The organism is Micromonospora sp. S4605, assembly GCF_003176715.1.
Classification (GTDB): domain Bacteria; phylum Actinomycetota; class Actinomycetes; order Mycobacteriales; family Micromonosporaceae; genus Micromonospora; species Micromonospora echinaurantiaca.
This window is the reverse complement of sequence record NZ_QGSW01000071.1, coordinates 1-17,532: the sequence shown is the minus strand read 5'-3', so window position 1 is coordinate 17,532 and position 17,532 is coordinate 1. Positions and strand designations below refer to the sequence as shown.

Below are 17,532 nucleotides of genomic sequence, written 5' to 3'. Positions count from 1 at the left end.
CTAGCCAGCGGCCAGCCGTACACGCCGGAGCCGGCGGGCGGCGCGGAGGTGTGGCCGAAGCGGGGTGGCGACGGTGGACCGCCGGCACACCCGCCCCCGTCGTCGGCACACCTCCGCGCCCCGCGCTCACGCCGGCTGCGGCACCCGACCCCGGCCCCGTCGACCACGCCCGCTGGGAGCCGGCTCCGGGGCCTCCTGCGCCGGCCCCAGCTCGCCGTCGGGTGCCTCGTCCTCGCCGCCCAGCGGCGCCAGCTCGTCGGCACCGGCGGCCGGGCCGTCGTCGGCGCCCAGCGGCCCGGTACCGCCCGTGCCGCCGGCCAGACCGTCGACGGTCAACTCCACGCTGCGGGCGTCACCCGGCCGACCGCCGACCGCCGACCCGGTGCCCAGTCCGTCGTCATCGTCGTCCGCCCGCTCGTCGAAGGGGTCGAGCGGCCCGGTGAAGGTGGCGTGGGTGGGCAGGTCACGACCGGGCCGGGAGGTGGTGAACCCGGACAGCTCGAAGTCGTCGTCGAGCGGGCGCTCGTCCGGCCGGGCGGGCGCCTCGCCGGTCGGCACCGGCTCGGTCGGCTCGCCGTGCACCCGCTGCTCCGCCTCGGCGTCCTCGACGGTGCTGGTGGTCAGGCTGGGCCGGTTACGCAGGAAGCGGCCCCGGCCCCGGGACAGGTCGTGCCCGACCGCGACCGCCTCCAACTCGTACAGCGTGCGGTGGTTGCCGGCGTCGTCGGTCCAGTCGCGGGTGTAGAGCCGACCGCACACCACCACCGGGTCGCCGACCATCACCGAGGCGGCCACCCCCTCGGCGAGCTTGCGCCAGCAGTTGACGCGGACCCGCAGGCTGTTGCCGTCGACCCAGCGGCCGCTGTCCCGGTCGAGGCGGCGGGCGGTCGAGGCGACCTTGAAGTTGGCCACCAGGGTGTTGCTCTGGGTGGTGCGGCGCCACTCCGGCGCGGTCAGCACGTTGCCGACGACCGTGACGTACGTGTCGAACATCGTCCCTCCAGGGGAGATCAGGCTTGGCATGGCGAGTCGACTCGTGCCGAGCCTGGCCCGGCGCTCCGCCCGGCACCGGCCCGTGCCGCCCGCCTGTGGACAGCCCGACCGGCTGTGGACAACGCCCCGATCAAGCAGCCGGTGTGCTATGCGCCCCGGCCGGACGCCCGCGTCGATCGCGCCCGGCCGGACGCCCGTGACCGTGGGCACACCGGCGGGCACCAGCGGTCGCGGTCGCGGCGCGGGCCCGGGTCAGCCGGCGCTCGCCACGGCCGCCTGATCAAGGGCCGAGCGGCCCGGGTACGACGCCCGGCCGGCCCTGGGCCGGCGGTGATCACGGTCGGACCATCGAGGTGCGACAAGCGTCGCGTTCCGGACGGAGCGCGGCGGGGTATGGATTTGATCAACCGCACCGCCGACAGCACGACGTCGAACGAAAGGTCAGCGCCATGATGACGACCACCATCCGTTCCGCCCGCGTCCCCGGCCAGGTGCGGCGATGAGCGCCGTCGCGAACCCCGCCACGGTGGCCGGGTGCCTGCGGGTCGGCGCCGGGTTCTCCCAGGGCGACCGGAACTGGATCGTCGAGCAGTTCGCCACCCTCGACGCCCGGCTGGCCGCCTTCCACGCGGACGCCACCGAGCTGGAGGTGTCGGTGAAGGACCGGGATTCCCGGGGCCAGAAGGTCACCCTGGAGTGCTGGATCGCCGGCCGGCAGAAGATCGTCACCACCTCGGCCGAGGAGGACCTGCGGGCCGCGCTCAACGACGCCCGCGATGACCTGCGGCGGCGGCTCAACGACGCGAAGACGAAGCAGGAGCCGCGGCACAACAAGCACGTCCGGGAGATCGGCCAGCCGCGGGCCGGCGAACCGGCGGGCGACGTCGACCCGGCCCGCGCCGACGCGGAGACCGCCTGAGGCGTACGCGCCGCGTCCCCGTCCGCCGGGTGCGGGCGGACGGGGACGCGGGAGCCCCGGGGGGCTACCGCCGGGTAGCTTCCGGGCGTACCGTCACCGAGGTGGAACCGGACGTGCTGGGCCCGCCGTACGAGCGGCAGACGATCGACCTGGGCACCGACGACGAGGGGCCGGTGGTGGCCACCCTGGTCCGCCGCCGGGCGGAGCGCCCCACGAGGCGCGCCGTGCTCTACACGCACGGCTTCACCGACTACTTCTTCCAGGCCCACCTCGGCCACTTCTTCGCCGAGCGGGGATGGGACTTCTACGCCCTCGACCTGCGCAAGCACGGCCGCAGCCTGCTGCCGCACCAGACCCCGAACTTCTGCCGGGAGATCGGCGACTACTTCCCGGAGCTGGACGCCGCAGCGAAGATCATCCGCGACGACGACGGGCACGACACCCTGCTGGCCATGGGCCACTCCACGGGCGGGCTGGTCATGCCGCTCTGGGCGCACGCCCGGCGGGACGCCGGGATCATCGACGGGGTCTTCCTGAACAGCCCGTTCTTCGACCTGAACGCGCCCTGGCTGCTGCGCCGCCCGATCGCCGCGGCCGCCGCGCGGCTGGGCCGCCGGGCGCCGCGCCGGGTCCTGCCGTTCGGGCTCGGCACCGTGTACAGCGAGACCATCCACGCCGACCACCGCGGCGAGTGGCAGTACGACCTGGAGTGGAAGCCGCTCGCCGGGTTCCCGGTCCGGGCCGGCTGGCTCAACGCGATCCGCACCGGCCAGCGGCAACTGCGCGCCGGGCTGGACATCCAGGTGCCGGTGCTGCTCGCCTGCTCGACCCGCTCGTTCAAGGGCACCCGGTGGCACGAATCGGCCGCCCTCGCCGACGCCGTGCTGGACGTCGAGCACATGGTCCGCTGGGCGCCCCGGCTGGGCCGGCACGTCACGGTGGCCCGCTTCGACGGCGGCATGCACGACCTGACGCTCTCGGGCCCAGCCGTGCGGGGGCAGGTCTTCGCCGAGGTGGGCCGCTGGGCCGAGGCGTTCCTCGGCGCCGGGCCGACCGACGTACGCCCGACGGCCGTCGACGCCGGCGTGCCCGGCGGCCGGCGACCGGCGGACGAGCCGGACCCGGCGGACGCGGCCAGGCAGAGCGGCTGACCGCCCGGGCGCGACCGACCGGCGGGCCGGGTGTGCTCAGGCGGGGCCGGGTGCCGCCGGGATGGCGGCCCGGATCCGGTCGAACGTCGCCACCGGGTGCCCGCCCACGGTGGCCGGCAGGACCAGGCCCAGACAGTGCAGCGCGACCTCGCCGGCGGCGTCGGCCTGCACGCCGAACACCGGCGCGCCGACGTAGCCGGGCGGCAGCTCCGTGGTGATCCGGACGGCGTCGCCGGCCCGCACCACCTGCTCGATGGCCACCTCCAGCGGCCGGGATCCGTCCTCGCGGACCCCGTTGGCGAGGATGAACGCGGACCCGGGCTCCGCGCCGATCCGGGCGACCACATCGGCGCCGGCCGCGACGCTCTCGGCCACCTGCTGGGTCCGCCACCGCCAGCCGGCCCGCCGCGCGTCCTCATGCAGGCCGGCGGTGGGCAGGATCGCGACGCCGAGTTCGGTCCGGTGCAGCCAGGACTCCGGCGCCGGCACGACGTCGCCGGCCGCCCCCGCCGGCTCGGTCAGGCTCGCCCGCAGGCCGAGCTCGCCCAGCGGCGCGTCGGTGAGCGCGTCGGCGGTCAACAGGTACTCCCCCGCCGAGTCGCGGAAGAAGAACGCGGTGCCGGCGGTCGCCGGGACCTGGCCGATCCCGCGGAACGGCAGGATGGCACGGCCGACGAGCTGGCACAGCTCGTAGGCGACCTCGTTCTCGACGTCCGGGTCAAGCAGCACGAGGCCGAGGGTACGGATCGGAGGCGCCGTGGGGGGCGGCGGGCCGGAATCCGGGTGCCACCGGCCGGCAGCACGTGCGACGCTGATCGGCGGCGTGGCCTCCCGGGCACCCGTTCCACCGCTCGCGCCGGAGGCGGCGGTACCCTTCTGGCGCGACGACCACAGCATGCGCCCGTAGCTCAGCGGATAGAGCAGGGGACTTCTAATCCCAAGGCCGCAGGTTCGAATCCTGCCGGGCGCGCCACCTATTACCAGCGGAAACGCCGATCGGCGTTGATCTTCGATTCTGGCGGGTACAACCTCGGTACAACTGCGTCACGCGTGGCCAGCCGCAGCAAGCGCCGCAGCAGGTGCACGGTGATGGCAGCCTGGCGGGTGCTCAGCGCCAGCAGAGCCAGCGGGTGCGGGTCCTTAACGGGTCCTGGTCGAACCCCTCCACGCACAGCACCGGCAGGCCGGTGGCCTGGTGCAAGGTCACCCGCAGGTACATCGCCTCGCGGTCCTCCGGCCGCAGCAGCACCGGCCGCGAGCAGTGCGCGCCAGCGGGTCGGTCCGAGGTCACGGTGCACTCCTTGCGGTCGCACCAATGAGGATGGACACGTACGTTATTCATGGGTGGCCTCCTCGCAGGCGATCAAGGCCCCGACCGGTGTCGCTAGCACCGCGTACGGGGGCGACCACTTACCGCGACCGCCCGATAGTCGCATTGACTGTGGGCGAACAAGGAATGGAACTGCTGTCGGGTACCAGCCTCGGCCTTTCGGTGGGTAGATCTACATGCGACGGAGCGTCACAATGATCGCTCCAGACTGTAGGGGGAGCCATGTCTGTCGCTGTGGGAGATCCAACCCCGCTCCGGGGGGATCTGGATGAGAAACAGTGCATGGAGACGCTCCAAGAGGCTTACCTCCACGCGGTGGCCGCCGCAGCCCGGTGTTCCCTTGCCAAGCCCAACAGGGACCGTGGAATCGACTGGATAGTGGGCCATCAGTCGGACGGACACGTCGGCGATTTTGAGGCACAGCTGCGAGTCCAGCTGAAGGCAACGTATCAGGTGGAGCCAGACCCCGATCTGGAGTCGGTTGGGATATCGATAGCGAACAACCAGCTGGCTCGTCTCGCAAGGTCGCCCGTGATCAATTCAAGCATCCTCGTGGTCATGCTCGTACCACGCGATATCGATGAATGGATCGAGGTGCAGTCCAATCACATGTTGCTGAGGCATTGTTGCTATTGGAGGAACCTCGAAGGGCACCCGATTACCGGCAAGGATGAGACGGTTGTCAGGGTGCCGACGGCGCAGGTTTTCGACGAGTTCGCTCTTTGCGACATCATGCAACGAATCGGATCCGGTGGTCGGGCATGACCATTCCGATGGACGCCGTAGCGTTGGATGGCTCATGGATCAGCCCGAGCCAGACGGTGGCCTACCTTCAGCGTCAGGGGTGGACGGTTCGTGGGGGCCGGGACGGGCTGTACTTGCGGCTCGTCCCTCCCACCGTTGGCCGCAGCGTTGTCGTTCCACTAGATGCACGCCATGCCGACTTTCGGGACTTGCTGAGCGATGCTGTAGCGACCGTCGGAGACATCGCCGGACTCGACTATCAGCGGATGCTGACCCGCCTCGACGTGGGCATCGGCGATCTGGTGCGGTTCCGTAAAGAGATGCCAACACCGCATGGAACCATCCCGTGGTCGTCTGGTCAGTCGTTGATTGCCTCGTCCACTCGGCTGCTGGAAGCGGCGGCGAAAGCTCAGCGGGAGAAAGTTCAGTACTTCGGCAACAAGCACTGGACCTCCGCCAAGGCGTACATGAACAGTGTTCGAATGGGGCAGACCGAGGTCGGTAGCTATATCGTCACCGCGCTCACGCCTGTAGGGGATATTGCCGGGGTGGACGTTCCGCTGCCGGGATTCGGCGAGGCACTTACCGGCCGCGAGGTTACGCGCACGCTGGTGTCAAGCTTGGAGGCGACGCGAGACGCGACAGACTACTTCAACAGAACGTCGTCCAGTGCCGCCTTTGATGAAGCTGTGCAATACGGGGTCTCATATGAACTGACGCAGGCTCTGGCTCAGCTTGTCGCTAACTCGGACGGGGCTGATGTCGGCGTGGAGTGGCGAGACTGGCGGGAAGATGCGCCCGCCCCGACCTACGTCCAATTCGAACCGTCGGATGTAGCCGCCCTAGAGAGCGCCAGCAATCGGTTCGCTAGAACCGAGCCTCCCGCCGACGTGACGGCACTCGGGACCGTGACCCTGCTCGACCGGCCTAGACCCGGCACCGCTGGTGTGATACGCCTGAACGTGATTGAGGGCTCGCAAGCCAAAAAGATCCGGGTCCGGTTACCCGAAGAGTTGTACGACCAAGCAATCCAGGCTTTCCGGGAAGGACTCGCGATGCGCCTGTCTGGCCGACAGGAGAAGGAGGGAAGGCTGTACTGGCTCTATGACCCGCGAGGGATCGACCTTGTTGAGGTTCCAGCGGCTATAGCACCTGAGCCGGCCGAGCGGGACAATGACGACGAGCTCGATCAGCCCCTGTTTTAGGGCGAGCGGGGCCGCCCACCGGCAAGGTAGATGGCCCCGATACCTGCGGTTCGCGGCCATCCGCGGTATGGAGGTGCTGGTACGTCACTCCGGCAAGACTTCATCGAGGATCGCGAAGACCCAACCGATCATTTTACGGACCTTAGCCTGGACGGTGCCTGCATGGAGAGCGCTGCTGCCCGTCGAGTAGGTCTGCCGTCCGATCTGGCCCACCAACTGGTCGATGAGCTCGTCCACGCCCTTGACCTGATCCTTGTTTCCGCCACGCTGCTGGACGGCGTAGCGAGTCCTCTCAGCCTGGCTCGGGTTTCGCTTGCCGCCCTGCTCAATCCCCACGTACCAAGGCTGTTTCCGGACTTCGTCATCCGGCGCGAACATTTGGACCGTTGCCCGCATCACCTCGCGAGCCTCGCCCGCTGGTCCAATGTAGCTAAGCCTGGTGTGATCGTTTAAATCCCTGAGCGCCTGCTCTAAGGAATCGGCCAACGAGGGCGAGTGGTGCCGCAGCCGCGCGAGAATGTCTGCGTCGCGCCCGGAGAGCGGTCCTCTAGCCGGTACGACAGCATCGACTTTTCGCCGCGACTGTCGTACTCGCAACTGGAACTCCCTCAACCGCCGGAGCAGGTCAGGGTCGGGGCCCTCACCTCGTCTGGTGGACGTCATCGGCCTGCCCGTCGCCGGTCAGGACGTACCGGCGCATGTTTCGGAAGATCTCCTCGATCGTCTCGGAAGAGGCATCAGCCGCGATGTGGATCTCAATGTTGATGTGTACGCCTGGCGCAACGGAAACCCCGCCCACGGTCCCCGCCGCCGCCCTGGTCGCCTCCGAAGGGTCGCGCTGCGGAGGAACCGGCATCGAATCGTTCTGCGGCACGTCCTCCTGCCGCACCTTGGCGGCGTCATCTTGGTCCGCCGTGGCGGTTGAACCGGTGAGGTCGACGTATCGCTTCCCGCCCCACTCCTTCAGAAAGCCGACGGCTTGTGCCCCTTCAACGATCAGTTCAAGCACGCCGTCCGCCCGGTCAGCCGGAACGCCCTTCTCCTTGAGTACATTCTTAGCGATTGTCTCCGGCGGAAGGGCACCACCGTCGTACATACGTAGGAACTCGCCGACAACCTTCGGCCGGAGCAACGCCTCACGCATCGCTGCGATGTCATCGCCCTCGCTCGTGGGTCGGACAATCCTCATCCCGAGGGGCGTAATCCCGATCTCGGGTGCCTTCGCGCCGCCAGTCGTCAGTCCGTATGCGACTGCAGCGCCTGTGATCATCCGGAACGGCCCAGACGACGGGGTCATCCGCATCGCTTCCGCAACGCTTAGCGGCCGGGTCGGATTGTAGGCGTAGTTATCGGCGATTGCTCTCGGGACACGTAGAGCCTGCCCAAGGGAGTAGCTGGGTACATCCTCCTGCGACACCCGTGATCGCTGTCTCTTCGTGTCAGATGCCGGCACGGCAAGGTCAGGATTGCCACTCACTCGCTTCGTTGGTTCCGCCACTCGCGCGCGCTCCCCTCCGGTCATTACTCGGCGACGAAGGCAACGACCTTCATCACGTGATGTTAGACCCAGGTACGAAGGGAGCGAAGGACCGCGACATAGAGTTAGGAGAATGATTCAGATTTCCGACAATGAGGCCACGGCCGATCGTTGGCAGGGCTCGGCGCACACATCCGGAGAATCGAACAACAGTTCTAGATTTTGTCTCCGTAAACCGGCGGTTCGGGCTCACCGATCGCCCGCGACAAATCGCGTTCGGCCCTGGCCTTGCCGCTCGTACGGCGTGGGGACGCAGGGGTCGCACTCGCTGGCACCAACGGAGTAACCGGCTGCGCGCCACCTGGCGGCAGCGTCGATCCGCTCGTCACGCTGCTGCCGGGTCAGCGCCTCGTACCGCTCTGGGTCGCTGGCCTTCAGGGCTTCCAGTTCCTCGGGTGTCACGAGCAGACCACCCACCGGCCCTGCTGCCCAGCCGTGCCCTGCGGCACGTTCTGGACGAAGTGGATGCCCGGACCCCGCATTCTCACCCGCAGGTCCACCGTGCCGTCGCCGCACTCGTGGACCACCTCCGCTGGGAGCGTGGTGCCCGCCTGCGGGTCGGGGACGCCGGGGAACCGGGTCACGCCGGAGGACGCGCCGCGCATCCGAACGTACTGCGCCTGCGTGGCGTCGAAGGTGTAGTGGACGACATCTCCAAGCATCGCCTTGCTCCTGTCTCGTAGGACGTGCCTCGTCGGGGGCGGTGGAGGCCGCAGCTAGCGGCTTGCCGCCAAGGCTATGGAAGGTTATCTATGCCTTAGCCGTCTTTTTAGGGGCGGCAAGAAGGCCGCCCACCCTGCGGCGGAACGGCCTCGATGCCAACCCTTCGGGTCAGAGCGCCTTGCGGCGAGCGCGCACCTGCTTCTGGAACTCGTGAACGGTCTGCGCCATTGCGCCTACACCAGCCACCCACCCGTCCTCGTGCGGCAGGTCACTTAGCGGGATGCCGTCGAGCTCCAAGATGCCGTTGTCGTAGGCCACCAAGCGCAGGGTCAGTACGAGCCCCTTGTCCTGGGCGGTCGGCCGAACCTTCATCGAGTTGAGGATGCGTTCCCGGCTTGCTCCCATGGCCATCTCCTTGTCGTCGAGGTCTGCCGCGTGAAGCGTATAGACGGTCACCTTCGGCCTGGTCTTCCTCTTTTCAGCCCGTCTTGCGACGCCGGTACGACGCCAGGTCTACGACCGCGCCCGCTGTGCTGGCCGCTGCCGGGCGAGCAGGCGTGAGCTCGGCTGCGGCTACCTGCTGGCGGGCCGTGGCCCGCAGCTCGGCGAAGGCGGCCGACACGTCGCTGCCTTGGTGGTCGAGTACGCGCCCGTACACCTTCAGCGTGACGGACGGGTCGGCGTGCCCTAGCCGCTTCGCCGTGCGGACCGCGTCGCCAGTCAGCAGCAGGTACGCGCTGGCGTGGTAGTGACGCAGGTCGTGGAACCGCACGCCGACCAGCCCGAGCGCGTCCACGGTCGGTCGACATACCCGGTTGTTCCACGCGTTGTGCCGGTAGGGCGTGGCCCCGTCACCGAACACGTAGTCGTCCTGCCTCATGCCGTCAACGTGGGCGGCCAGGCGGCGGCACAGGTCGGCGTTCAGCCCGTCCACCGTTCGGGCGCAGCAGGGCGGCGAGGTCGGCGACGGACAGGTGTGAGCGCACCGACTTGAGACGGGCGCCGGCGATGAGGAGGTGGATGACGTTGGTGTCGGCCCAGAAATCGACAACTCCACCAGCGCCAATCCCGGCCTCCCCGAGTCCCGACGCCCCGCGGAGACGTCCGGCCCAGAGTGCCGAAACCGACCACTGTCGCAGATCACCTGGCGGACGCGTGTCGCACATCAGCCGACGGAAGACAGCCGCTGAGGCCCGTGCACTGCCGAATTCCCCTCTTTAGGATCAAGGCGGCGCCGGTCCGGCCCTGGCCTGCTGGCGACCTCCGGCCGGCATCGGCCGAGCCGGCCGGCCACGCTGACGGACGAAGGTACGGGCGGTCTCGATGGGATGGCCTGTCTGGTCTCGTGTTAGATGCGGGTCATGTCGCTGACCGTCGGACCCGCGTTCACGATCCCCGGCTACAAAGCCATGGCCCCGCCTGACTACACCACCGAGTGCGACGCAACCGTATATGCGGCAGATGGCGTGGTGGGACACGCCGCCTTCTGGTGGCACTACCTGTCGGGACCCCTGGGTGCCTACCGGGAGTCGGAGGCCGCCTTCGAGGTGCAGGCCGCTAATTACAACGCGATGGGCGTCGTCCTGGATGACCCCGAGCGCTGGCCGGTCATTTCGGTGCGGCTCGACGGAGAAGCGTGGCTACGGATCGTGTACCGCAACATCGAGGATGCGGCGGGACTCGACTTCGTGGAGGAGCGGCCGGGCCGGCCGGCAGAGGTGGTCACCTCGGTCGAGGGCCACGGATTCACGTCCGCGATGACCTGGGCGGAGCTGCTTGCCGCAGCAGCGCTGCCGGATGAGCGGCTGACCTGGGCGCAGCGGCTCATCCTGATGCTGCCCATGCTGGGTCCGCAGGAACTGTCCGAGGACGCCGAAGAGATTATGCACAAGGCACTGGAGGGGATCGGTGCAACAAACCGGTCGGCCCTAGCAGCGGCCTTGCTCGACGCCCTGGACTGGCGTACTCATTAGCTGGAACCTAAAGGACCTCGGGGTTCCGCCCCGAACCCCGGCCCTCCTCAGAGATCCGCTAAAGAAGCGTCGGCCAGCGGGTGGGGTAAACCTGACGAGCCAGCGCGCCCGTACAGCCAGTCGTACAGCCAAGACCACCCACCGAAGCCGACGTCGCCCGACAACGGCAGACGAGCTGACCAGGCAAGCGACTACCTGACCAGCCGCCCGCGACCTTCTTCTAATCCCAAGGCCGCAGGTTCGAATCCTGCCGGGCGCGCCACCACCGCCGCAGCTCACTGGCACCCGATCCCGCTTTTCGGCTGTGACAGTTCTAGCCCTCTGCCGACTGGTGCCTTGCCGCTCGCCTCCACAGGTGGGCCTCAGCCAACAACCGTGCCGTCACCTCTTCCTTTGCGGCGCCGTACTGGGCCCGGCTGTGCGGATGCAACTCGGCCGCACGTTTCTTTGCCGCCTCGTAGCGGCGGGCAGCGTCGGGGTTGGCCGCGAGGTAGGCGCGGAAGACTCGATTCGCTTCTGGTATCAGCGACGTGACGCCGAAGACGTGCAGGTGGTGGCTTCGCTTCCCGGCGGTGTCCTTCGCGAAGAACAAGTGATCATCGTCCTCCGGGAAGGCCATCGGACGATAGACGTATCCCAGCAGCTCAAGTGGCCGGAGGTCGGCGACGACCGCCTCAACCTCAGGCACTACCGCCAGGATGTCAATGATAGGCTTGGCCGCTAATCCGGGGATGCTGGTGGACCCGAAGTGCTCGACGCTCAGCGCCGCAGGCAGCGCCTCCGACAACAGCCGTTGTTCGACCGTGAAGCGCACCGACCAGGCAGGGTCGTAAGGCACCACCTCGACTACGGGCGCATCGTCCTTCACGTCGGCCACCGTAGCGGCTCGATACAGCCATCCGTACGGCCAAGACCGCCCGCTGATGCCGACGCTCGCCGGCAGCGACGGACGGGCTGCGCCGTGACCGGACGTACGCGATCTTCTTCCAGTCCCACGGGCCGCAGGTTCGAATCCTGCCGGGCGCACAGCACTTCCTTTCACCGCGATGCTTCGCTACGCGAGCCTGCGCCGCTCCACCGCTAACCGTGGTGAGTCTCCGGCCGGGTGGTGCCGAACGGGTTGTCGATGATGTACCGCCAGCGGCCGTCGGGGCCGCGGCGGGCGACATCGGTGGCGGTGCCTTCAATGTGCACGGGTCGGCCGTCGCGATCGGTGCCGTCAATGGTCCAGTCGACGATGAGCAGGGCGATGTCGTCGGCGACGTAGACATGGCGGGGCCGCACCTCGATCGGGAGCCCGAGATCGAGGAAGCGCTGATTGGCCGCAATCCGGGCGGCACCGGTGACGGGCTGGCCTGGGACGGTGACGAGTAGGCCGCCGGGCTCGTAGACCTGCTCGACCGCCGCGATGTCTCCGGAGTTGAAGGCGCGGGCGAACACCGACGGGTGCTGGGCAGCGTTGTCGCTGAGCGGGACACTCGTGGAGTGGGTGTTGAGGTCGTGAGACATGTCGACAGTCAAGGTGCTGCTCGCGAAGGTAACCAAACGGTGAGCGGCGGCTGGGACCGTGACCTGGTGCCGGACCAGCGAGGCGCGGCCCGCCGGCCGGAGCCCGACTGCCCCGTCGAGGTCGCCCTGGCCGCGGTGAGCGGCAGGTGGGCCACCCTGGTGCTGCGGGAATTGATGCACGGCCCCCGATCGTTCGGTGATCTTCAGGCAGCGCTGCCCGACCTGAGCGCCAAGGTGCTCAGCGAGCGGCTCGCCGCGCTGACCCGGCAGGGTCTGGTCGAGCGCGAGCGCTCCCGCACCTTCCCGCCGAGTACCTGCTACCGCCTCACCCGCGCCGGTACGGAGCTGCGCCCACTGCTGGTCGAGCTCTACCGGACCGGGGACGCGCTCTTGCGCGAGCGGGCGTGACGGTGGATGGCTCGATCAGGGCGCAATCGAGCCCGAGGAGCCGAGCGAGGCGGTCGGGCGGTACGTCGCGATGATCACGCCAGTCGTCGTCGGCACGGCCTCGACCAGCTCCAAGGTGCCGTACGCGTCCTCCCCCTCGGCGAACAGCTTCCGGCCGGTACCCAGCACGAGCGGGTGGATCGACAGCGTGTAGACGTCGACGAGGCCCGCTCTGGCCAGTGACCGCACCAGCTCGCCGCTGCCGAGCACGACCAGGTCGCCCTCGACGTCCCGCTTGAGCGCGGCCACGGCCTGCGTCACGTCGGCCGTCAGCAGGGAGGAGTTCCGCCACGGCAGCGGCTCGGCCAAGGTGCGCGAGGCGACGTACTTGTGCTTGCGGTTGAGCACCTCGGTGTACGGATTGCCGTCGGTCTGCTTCGACCAGAAGCCGTGGAACTGCTCGTAGGTGCGGCGGCCGAACAGCATCACGCCGTCGTCGCTCATGCCCTTGCTCATCGTCTTCGCCATCACGTGGTCGGCGTACGGGTGTGCCCAGCCGCCGTGCCGGAAGCCTCCCCGTGTATCCTCGTCGGCTCCGCCCGGTGCCTGCATCACCCCGTCGAGCGTCACGTTCTCAACGACAACCAGCTCGCCCATCGCGGTCTCCTCGCGTGCGGGGCCAGCCCTTCGCCGGCCCGTCACCAGCTACACGACCGACCCGCCGCCGGATCGACGAGGCGTGAGCAATTTCCCGGGCGATAGCCCAGGCGTCACTTCGACCAACCAGGTCGTGCCTCACGTGCGCGTGGTCTCACGCACGTCAGTCGGGCTGGTTAGTCCGGGGTGACGCCGTGGGCGCGGAGGATCTGGCGCACCCGCTCGCGGGTGTAGCCGGTAACTCGCACGATGTCGATCTGGCGCATGCCGTCCCGGGCAGCCTCCACAATGGCGGCAGCCAGCTGATCCCGGGCCTCGGTGACCTTCTCCCGATCCTGGGCTGCGCGCTCAGCGGAGGCAGCGGCGGTCGCCTGCGCCATGCGAAACACGTGCACGGCATCCGCTAGTCGGTTGGCCACATGCCAGATGATCTCACCAGCCAAGCAGGGCATCACATGTGCGATCTGGACTTGGCCAAGCGACAAGTGCTTTAAATAGCGTTGGTTGGCCAAACATGATTTGATGGATTGGCCCATTAGTAGGACGGCCCTCGGGCAGCGACGCAACCGCTGACCGAGGGCCTTGATCGCCTGACCAGGAGGCGACCCCGTGCGAACCCTACCCACCCTGCCCGCCTGCGAAGAACCCGCGACCGTCCGCATCGAGCTGTACAGCGCCGACTCCCTGGACGCCTGCGCGTACACCTGCGTCGCGCACGCGGTCCACGCCACCGCCGCCAGCGCGCGGGTCGGTCTGGAGGCCCATCCGGTCGGCATGGCACCGGACGTGGCGCGGCCCTGCGGCCACCTGCACGTCTATCCGACCGGCAACCTGGCCGACGCCCCGCCGCCACCGTCCAAGACCCTACGATGACGTACGCCGGTGTCGATCTTCACCACGGGAGCGCTGTGACTGATCCTGACGGCTCGACCCACGCTGAAATCCGCCGATGGGCGCAGCAGGCGTTGGCGCGGCTGCGCGAGGAGGCTGCCGCTGAACCGCCCGTTCCCTTGCGCCGCTACCCGTTGCCGGAGTCGTGGGGGGTCTCGCTGTACTTCCGGGACGAGTCCGTGCGTCCCACCGGCAGCCTCAAACACCGCCCGGTCCGGCGGCTGATGGAAGACGCGGTCGTCCGGGGCGACATCCGGCAGGGCAGCACTGTCGTGGCGGCAAGCGCCGGTAACGCCGCGATCGCCACCGCCTACTTCGCCCAGCTGATCGGCGTAGCGTTCATCGCCGTCGTGCCGGGCAGGACGTCGCCGGCGAAACGGGAACGGATCGAGCGGTACGGCGGCCGCTGCCACGCGTTCGATCCGCCCGCCGCCATCTACGACGAGGCGGTCCGGCTCGCCGCCGAGATCGACGGCCACTACCTCGACCATTTCGCCCCGGCGGCGCAGGCGGAGGACTGGCGCGGCCCGGACAGCGTCGGGGCGGCCCTGTTGGCGCAGGTCCTCACGCAGGAGGGAAGGGCACCGGCGTGGGTTGTCGTGGGCGCCGGCACCGGATCGACCAGCGCCACGGTGGGACGACACATCCGCTACCACGGCCATCCCACCCGGCTGGCGCTGGTGGACCCGGAGAACTCGGCGTACTGGCCCGGTTGGGTCACCGGCTACGACGGCTACGGCACCGGGATGCCGTCCCGGATCGAGGGCATCGGCCGGCCCCGGGTGGAGCCGGCGTTCCTGCCCGAGGTCATCGACCTGGCGATGCCCGTACCGGATGCGGCGAGCCTCGCCGCCATGCGCCACCTGGCGGCGACCACCGGCTGGTCGGTGGGCCCCTCCACGGGCAGCAACTTCTGGGGCGCCCTGCGCATCGCCCACCGCATGCGCCAGGGCGGCGAATCAGGCAGCATCGCCACGCTGATCTGCGACGGCGCCGACGCCTACCGCGGCACCTACTACGACGACGGCTGGATCCGGCAGAGGTCGCTCGACCCGACCCCGTACGCCGAGACGATCGACCGCTTCCTCACCGACGGCCGGTGGACCGAGCCCTCCTGACCGCGCCTCGACAGGTGCGCGGGTCTACCGCGATCCGCGCACCTGTCGGAGACCGTACGGACCACCGTTGACGACGAGGCCGAGCGCAGCCGTCAGGCGTTGTCGAGGACCTCGCGCAGCTTGGCGGCGAACGCCTCGGGTTGGCCGGCGTAGCCGAACTCGCCGCCGAGGAAGCCGCCGTGGTGGCTGGGGAACACGACCGCCCGCTGGCCGAGCAGTTCGGCGGTGGCCACCGCGGTGCGTCCGGTGAGGACGTCCCCGGTCTCCTCGCCGACGGCGATCACGACGCGGGTCGGCGCCGCGGCCAGCGCGTCCGGGTCGGGACGGTAGCTGCTGACCGCCCAGGACCGGTCCGACAGGAGCGGATCGTCCCGGGAGCCGTCGTCCTCGCTGGGCATCCCGAACTGGCCGGGATCCGGTGCGGGCTGCGCGAAGTAGTCGGCGGTGAACTCGCCCTGCCAGGACGTCATGGCGAGGAAGGCCGCCATGCCGGCGTTCCACCCCTTGGCCTGGTACACGTCCCGAACGCCGTCGCGGGCCCGGTCGGCGGCGTCGGCGTCGGGCAGCAGCGAGGTCAGTGGTGGCTCGTGGGCGACCAGGGTGGTCACATCGTGGGGAAAGGCGGCCACCAGCGCCAGCGCGGTCACCGCGCCGCCGCTGCTGGCGAACATCTCGACCGGTCCGGCTCCCAGCGCCTTGATGACGGCGTGCACGTCGGTGGCCTGGACCGTGGGGTCGTGGTCGTCCCGGCCGTCCTTGCGGCGGCTGCGGCCGAGCCCGCGCGGGTCGTACGTGACCACTGTGCGGTCGGGAAAGTACGACGCCAGGGTGGCGAAGCCGCCGGCCTCCATCGGCTGGCCGATCATGAACAGCGGTGGGCGTCCGTCGGCCGGCGGCAGTGGGCCGCGCACGTCGTAGACGATGTCGACCTCGGCGGTCTCCAGTGTGTGCGTGTTCGTCATGACGGTGTCGACCCCTCCCGTGGTGAAAACTCATCGGCCCCGACCATCAGTGCCACGACCAGTTGGCCACCAGCCCGGCGCAGCAGGCGATCGGCGCCAGGATCAGCAGCGCGGCCAGGGCCAGGTTCGCCCCCAACTGGCGCCCGTCGCTCAGCCCGTCGTCCTGGCGCACTACCCGAGTATGCCGGCCGGCCGCGCGGGAACGCCGGCAACCCGGGCGACGACGCCGGGCGCGGACCAGGAACCGGCCGGGCCGCGGCGAGGGCGCCACCCGGTTGACCCGGCGGCGACACGCCGAGCACTGACGGTGACGCGGCCGGAGCCCGTGTTATTCTCCGGCGTCTATCTCCGCAGCGCGGGCCCGGATCGGGTCGTTGTCGCAAAGGACTCCTCCCCGATGTCGGCCCTTACCAATCCGACCACGCCGCCGGCCCTGGTGGACAATCCGGCCGGCGGCGCGTTCACGCTCATCTTCACCACGATCCCGGCGCTGCTCCGGCTGACCTGCGGGCTGGTCGGCGCGGCGGTGGCGCTCGCGGTCCGCACCCCGCCGGTCGAGCCGGGGCTGCTGCTCCCGGCGGTGGCCGGGCTGACCGCCTGGTCCGTCTGGTACGCCGTGCGCGCGCTGCGGCACGGCGTCACCGGGCCGCTGGTCGCCGGCGACGTGGCGCTGACCACCGCCACCTGCCTGGCGATCCCGGTGCTGGTGGCACCGGAGGTGCTGCCCGGCGAGGGGAGCTGGGTCGCGGTGCTGGCCAGCACCACGGTGATCGGCGCCCAGGCCACCGCGCCCGCGCGGTGGTCGATCCCGGCCGGCCTGCTGGTCGCCGCCGGCTACGCGGTCGGTGCGGCCACCGCCGGCAATCTCGACGAGGCGAGCGCGCACGCCGGCACCCTGTTGGTGCAGACCGCCTGCGCCGCGATGATGACGACGGTGATGCGGCGCCGGATCGGCCGGGCCGACCGCGGCTTCGCCGAGCACCAGCGGTTGACCCGGGAGACGCTGGCCGCCCGGACCGCCCGGGACGCCGAGCGGCGGCAGAACCGGGACCTGCACGACACCGTGCTGGCCACCCTCACCATGGTCGGGCTGGGCGCGGTCGCCGGCCCCTCGGCCGGGCTGCGCGAGCGCTGCGCCGCCGACCTGCGTGTCCTCACCATGCTCGCCGGCGCGCGGTCGGCGCCGGACGCCGGGCCGGTGTCGCTGGACGATCGGCTCGGGGCGGCGCTCCGCCGGCTGCCCGAACTGCCGGTGACCGCCGACCTGACGCCCTGCGTGGTGCCCGGACCGGTCGCCGAGGCGATCGCCGAGAGCGCGTACGCCGCGCTGTCCAACGTGGTCCGGCACGCGCCCGGCGCCCGCGCCACGCTCCGGCTGGACCGGACGGCCGGCACCGTCGCGGTCGAGGTCGCCGACGACGGCCCCGGCTTCGACCCGGACCGGGTGCCGGCCCACCGGTACGGCCTGCGGGAGTCGGTGCGCGGCCGGATGG

General features: G+C 69.8%; 23 protein-coding genes and 1 tRNA gene. 10 read left to right on the top strand and 14 right to left on the bottom strand.

Annotated features, from left to right (window positions below; all coding sequences use genetic code 11):
* Positions 1 to 126: 126 nt before the first annotated feature.
* The gene (locus DLJ47_RS03985) at positions 127 to 993 is read right to left on the bottom strand and encodes a single-stranded DNA-binding protein (RefSeq protein WP_109898749.1); all 867 of its coding nucleotides are present in this window, start codon (positions 991 to 993) and stop codon (positions 127 to 129) included.
* 499 nt (positions 994 to 1,492) lie between these two features.
* On the opposite strand from DLJ47_RS03985, the gene DLJ47_RS03980 reads away from it, so the two are divergent.
* Entirely contained in the window at positions 1,493 to 1,912 is a 420-nt protein-coding gene (locus DLJ47_RS03980) for an HPF/RaiA family ribosome-associated protein (protein WP_109898748.1), read from the top strand.
* A gap of 101 nt (positions 1,913 to 2,013) precedes the next feature.
* Positions 2,014 to 3,063: an alpha/beta hydrolase gene (locus tag DLJ47_RS03975; protein ID WP_109898747.1), complete on the top strand. Its 1,050-nt coding sequence runs from the start codon at positions 2,014 to 2,016 to the stop codon at positions 3,061 to 3,063.
* 36 nt (positions 3,064 to 3,099) lie between these two features.
* On the opposite strand, the gene DLJ47_RS03970 is transcribed toward DLJ47_RS03975, so the two are convergent.
* Positions 3,100 to 3,792 carry a hypothetical protein gene (locus DLJ47_RS03970; protein WP_109898746.1) on the bottom strand — a complete coding sequence of 231 codons (693 nt, stop codon included), beginning with the start codon at positions 3,790 to 3,792 and terminating at the stop codon, positions 3,100 to 3,102.
* A gap of 168 nt (positions 3,793 to 3,960) precedes the next feature.
* On the opposite strand from DLJ47_RS03970, the gene DLJ47_RS03965 reads away from it, so the two are divergent.
* Positions 3,961 to 4,036: transfer RNA gene (locus DLJ47_RS03965), tRNA-Arg, on the top strand.
* Positions 4,037 to 4,171: 135 nt separating this feature from the next.
* Here the strand turns inward: DLJ47_RS03965 and DLJ47_RS35325 are convergent.
* The gene (locus tag DLJ47_RS35325) at positions 4,172 to 4,354 is read right to left on the bottom strand and encodes a hypothetical protein (protein WP_146228024.1); all 183 of its coding nucleotides are present in this window, start codon (positions 4,352 to 4,354) and stop codon (positions 4,172 to 4,174) included.
* Between the two features lie 261 nt (positions 4,355 to 4,615).
* Here DLJ47_RS35325 and DLJ47_RS03960 point away from each other — a divergent pair, with 261 nt between their 5' ends.
* Both DLJ47_RS03960 and DLJ47_RS03955 read left to right on the top strand, forming a co-directional pair.
* Positions 4,616 to 5,158, top strand: coding sequence for a DUF4365 domain-containing protein (locus DLJ47_RS03960; RefSeq protein WP_109898745.1), 543 nt, complete (start codon positions 4,616 to 4,618; stop codon positions 5,156 to 5,158).
* Complete coding sequence (locus DLJ47_RS03955) at positions 5,155 to 6,342, top strand: hypothetical protein (RefSeq protein ID WP_109898744.1); 1,188 nt, start codon at positions 5,155 to 5,157, stop codon at positions 6,340 to 6,342. The genes DLJ47_RS03960 and DLJ47_RS03955 overlap by 4 nt, the downstream gene beginning before the upstream one ends.
* Positions 6,343 to 6,426: 84 nt before the next feature.
* Here DLJ47_RS03955 and DLJ47_RS35610 read toward each other — a convergent pair whose 3' ends face one another.
* The 5 genes from DLJ47_RS35610 to DLJ47_RS03925 form a co-directional block, all read right to left on the bottom strand.
* Entirely contained in the window at positions 6,427 to 7,005 is a 579-nt protein-coding gene (locus tag DLJ47_RS35610) for a pPIWI-associating nuclease domain-containing protein (protein ID WP_233257643.1), read from the bottom strand.
* Entirely contained in the window at positions 6,983 to 7,759 is a 777-nt protein-coding gene (locus DLJ47_RS03945; RefSeq protein ID WP_146228022.1) for a hypothetical protein, read from the bottom strand. Before DLJ47_RS03945 ends, DLJ47_RS35610 begins: the two co-directional genes overlap by 23 nt.
* Positions 7,760 to 8,277: 518 nt before the next feature.
* On the bottom strand, positions 8,278 to 8,541 hold the full coding sequence (locus DLJ47_RS03935) for a hypothetical protein (RefSeq protein WP_109898740.1): 264 nt from the start codon (positions 8,539 to 8,541) through the stop codon (positions 8,278 to 8,280).
* Between the two features lie 169 nt (positions 8,542 to 8,710).
* Entirely contained in the window at positions 8,711 to 8,998 is a 288-nt protein-coding gene (locus DLJ47_RS03930) for a hypothetical protein (RefSeq protein ID WP_109898739.1), read from the bottom strand.
* Between the two features lie 22 nt (positions 8,999 to 9,020).
* On the bottom strand, positions 9,021 to 9,422 hold the full coding sequence (locus tag DLJ47_RS03925; protein ID WP_109898738.1) for a tyrosine-type recombinase/integrase: 402 nt from the start codon (positions 9,420 to 9,422) through the stop codon (positions 9,021 to 9,023).
* 481 nt (positions 9,423 to 9,903) lie between these two features.
* Here DLJ47_RS03925 and DLJ47_RS03915 point away from each other — a divergent pair, with 481 nt between their 5' ends.
* On the top strand, positions 9,904 to 10,515 hold the full coding sequence (locus DLJ47_RS03915) for a hypothetical protein (RefSeq protein ID WP_146228021.1): 612 nt from the start codon (positions 9,904 to 9,906) through the stop codon (positions 10,513 to 10,515).
* A 313-nt stretch (positions 10,516 to 10,828) separates the two neighbouring features.
* Here DLJ47_RS03915 and DLJ47_RS03910 read toward each other — a convergent pair whose 3' ends face one another.
* Both DLJ47_RS03910 and DLJ47_RS03905 read right to left on the bottom strand, forming a co-directional pair.
* Positions 10,829 to 11,383 (bottom strand): GrpB family protein, encoded by a 555-nt coding sequence (locus DLJ47_RS03910; RefSeq protein WP_158289771.1) that lies wholly within the window; start codon positions 11,381 to 11,383, stop codon positions 10,829 to 10,831.
* 212 nt (positions 11,384 to 11,595) lie between these two features.
* Positions 11,596 to 12,024: a YybH family protein gene (locus DLJ47_RS03905; protein WP_109898734.1), complete on the bottom strand. Its 429-nt coding sequence runs from the start codon at positions 12,022 to 12,024 to the stop codon at positions 11,596 to 11,598.
* Between the two features lie 66 nt (positions 12,025 to 12,090).
* Here DLJ47_RS03905 and DLJ47_RS03900 point away from each other — a divergent pair, with 66 nt between their 5' ends.
* Positions 12,091 to 12,432 (top strand): winged helix-turn-helix transcriptional regulator, encoded by a 342-nt coding sequence (locus DLJ47_RS03900; protein ID WP_233257642.1) that lies wholly within the window; start codon positions 12,091 to 12,093, stop codon positions 12,430 to 12,432.
* A 15-nt stretch (positions 12,433 to 12,447) separates the two neighbouring features.
* On the opposite strand, the gene DLJ47_RS03895 is transcribed toward DLJ47_RS03900, so the two are convergent.
* Both DLJ47_RS03895 and DLJ47_RS03890 read right to left on the bottom strand, forming a co-directional pair.
* Complete coding sequence (locus tag DLJ47_RS03895) at positions 12,448 to 13,068, bottom strand: dihydrofolate reductase family protein (protein WP_109898732.1); 621 nt, start codon at positions 13,066 to 13,068, stop codon at positions 12,448 to 12,450.
* A 176-nt stretch (positions 13,069 to 13,244) separates the two neighbouring features.
* Positions 13,245 to 13,511, bottom strand: coding sequence for a hypothetical protein (locus DLJ47_RS03890; RefSeq protein WP_146228020.1), 267 nt, complete (start codon positions 13,509 to 13,511; stop codon positions 13,245 to 13,247).
* Positions 13,512 to 13,677: 166 nt separating this feature from the next.
* Here DLJ47_RS03890 and DLJ47_RS03885 point away from each other — a divergent pair, with 166 nt between their 5' ends.
* Positions 13,678 to 13,941, top strand: coding sequence for a hypothetical protein (locus tag DLJ47_RS03885; RefSeq protein WP_109898730.1), 264 nt, complete (start codon positions 13,678 to 13,680; stop codon positions 13,939 to 13,941).
* 35 nt (positions 13,942 to 13,976) lie between these two features.
* Complete coding sequence (locus DLJ47_RS03880) at positions 13,977 to 15,077, top strand: PLP-dependent cysteine synthase family protein (protein WP_233257641.1); 1,101 nt, start codon at positions 13,977 to 13,979, stop codon at positions 15,075 to 15,077.
* A gap of 92 nt (positions 15,078 to 15,169) precedes the next feature.
* Here DLJ47_RS03880 and DLJ47_RS03875 read toward each other — a convergent pair whose 3' ends face one another.
* Complete coding sequence (locus DLJ47_RS03875; protein WP_109898728.1) at positions 15,170 to 16,039, bottom strand: alpha/beta fold hydrolase; 870 nt, start codon at positions 16,037 to 16,039, stop codon at positions 15,170 to 15,172.
* A gap of 46 nt (positions 16,040 to 16,085) precedes the next feature.
* Positions 16,086 to 16,211 (bottom strand): hypothetical protein, encoded by a 126-nt coding sequence (locus DLJ47_RS37445; protein ID WP_255562261.1) that lies wholly within the window; start codon positions 16,209 to 16,211, stop codon positions 16,086 to 16,088.
* A gap of 225 nt (positions 16,212 to 16,436) precedes the next feature.
* Here DLJ47_RS37445 and DLJ47_RS03870 point away from each other — a divergent pair.
* Positions 16,437 to 17,532 (top strand): sensor histidine kinase (locus DLJ47_RS03870; protein ID WP_109898727.1); only part of this gene is annotated, 1,096 nt, incomplete at its 3' end.

Bases quoted from the DNA above. Each gene is read 5' to 3' on its own strand.
- DLJ47_RS03985 (WP_109898749.1), bottom strand. From the start codon at position 993: ATGTTCGACACGTACGTCACGGTCGTCGGCAACGTGCTGACCGCGCCG.
- DLJ47_RS03980 (WP_109898748.1), top strand. From the start codon at position 1,493: ATGAGCGCCGTCGCGAACCCCGCCACGGTGGCCGGGTGCCTGCGGGTC.
- DLJ47_RS03960 (WP_109898745.1), top strand. From the start codon at position 4,616: ATGTCTGTCGCTGTGGGAGATCCAACCCCGCTCCGGGGGGATCTGGAT.
- DLJ47_RS03955 (WP_109898744.1), top strand. From the start codon at position 5,155: ATGACCATTCCGATGGACGCCGTAGCGTTGGATGGCTCATGGATCAGC.
- DLJ47_RS35610 (WP_233257643.1), bottom strand. From the start codon at position 7,005: ATGACGTCCACCAGACGAGGTGAGGGCCCCGACCCTGACCTGCTCCGG.
- DLJ47_RS03935 (WP_109898740.1), bottom strand. From the start codon at position 8,541: ATGCTTGGAGATGTCGTCCACTACACCTTCGACGCCACGCAGGCGCAG.
- DLJ47_RS03925 (WP_109898738.1), bottom strand. From the start codon at position 9,422: ATGAGGCAGGACGACTACGTGTTCGGTGACGGGGCCACGCCCTACCGG.
- DLJ47_RS03915 (WP_146228021.1), top strand. From the start codon at position 9,904: ATGTCGCTGACCGTCGGACCCGCGTTCACGATCCCCGGCTACAAAGCC.
- DLJ47_RS03905 (WP_109898734.1), bottom strand. From the start codon at position 12,024: ATGTCTCACGACCTCAACACCCACTCCACGAGTGTCCCGCTCAGCGAC.
- DLJ47_RS03895 (WP_109898732.1), bottom strand. From the start codon at position 13,068: ATGGGCGAGCTGGTTGTCGTTGAGAACGTGACGCTCGACGGGGTGATG.
- DLJ47_RS03875 (WP_109898728.1), bottom strand. From the start codon at position 16,039: ATGACGAACACGCACACACTGGAGACCGCCGAGGTCGACATCGTCTAC.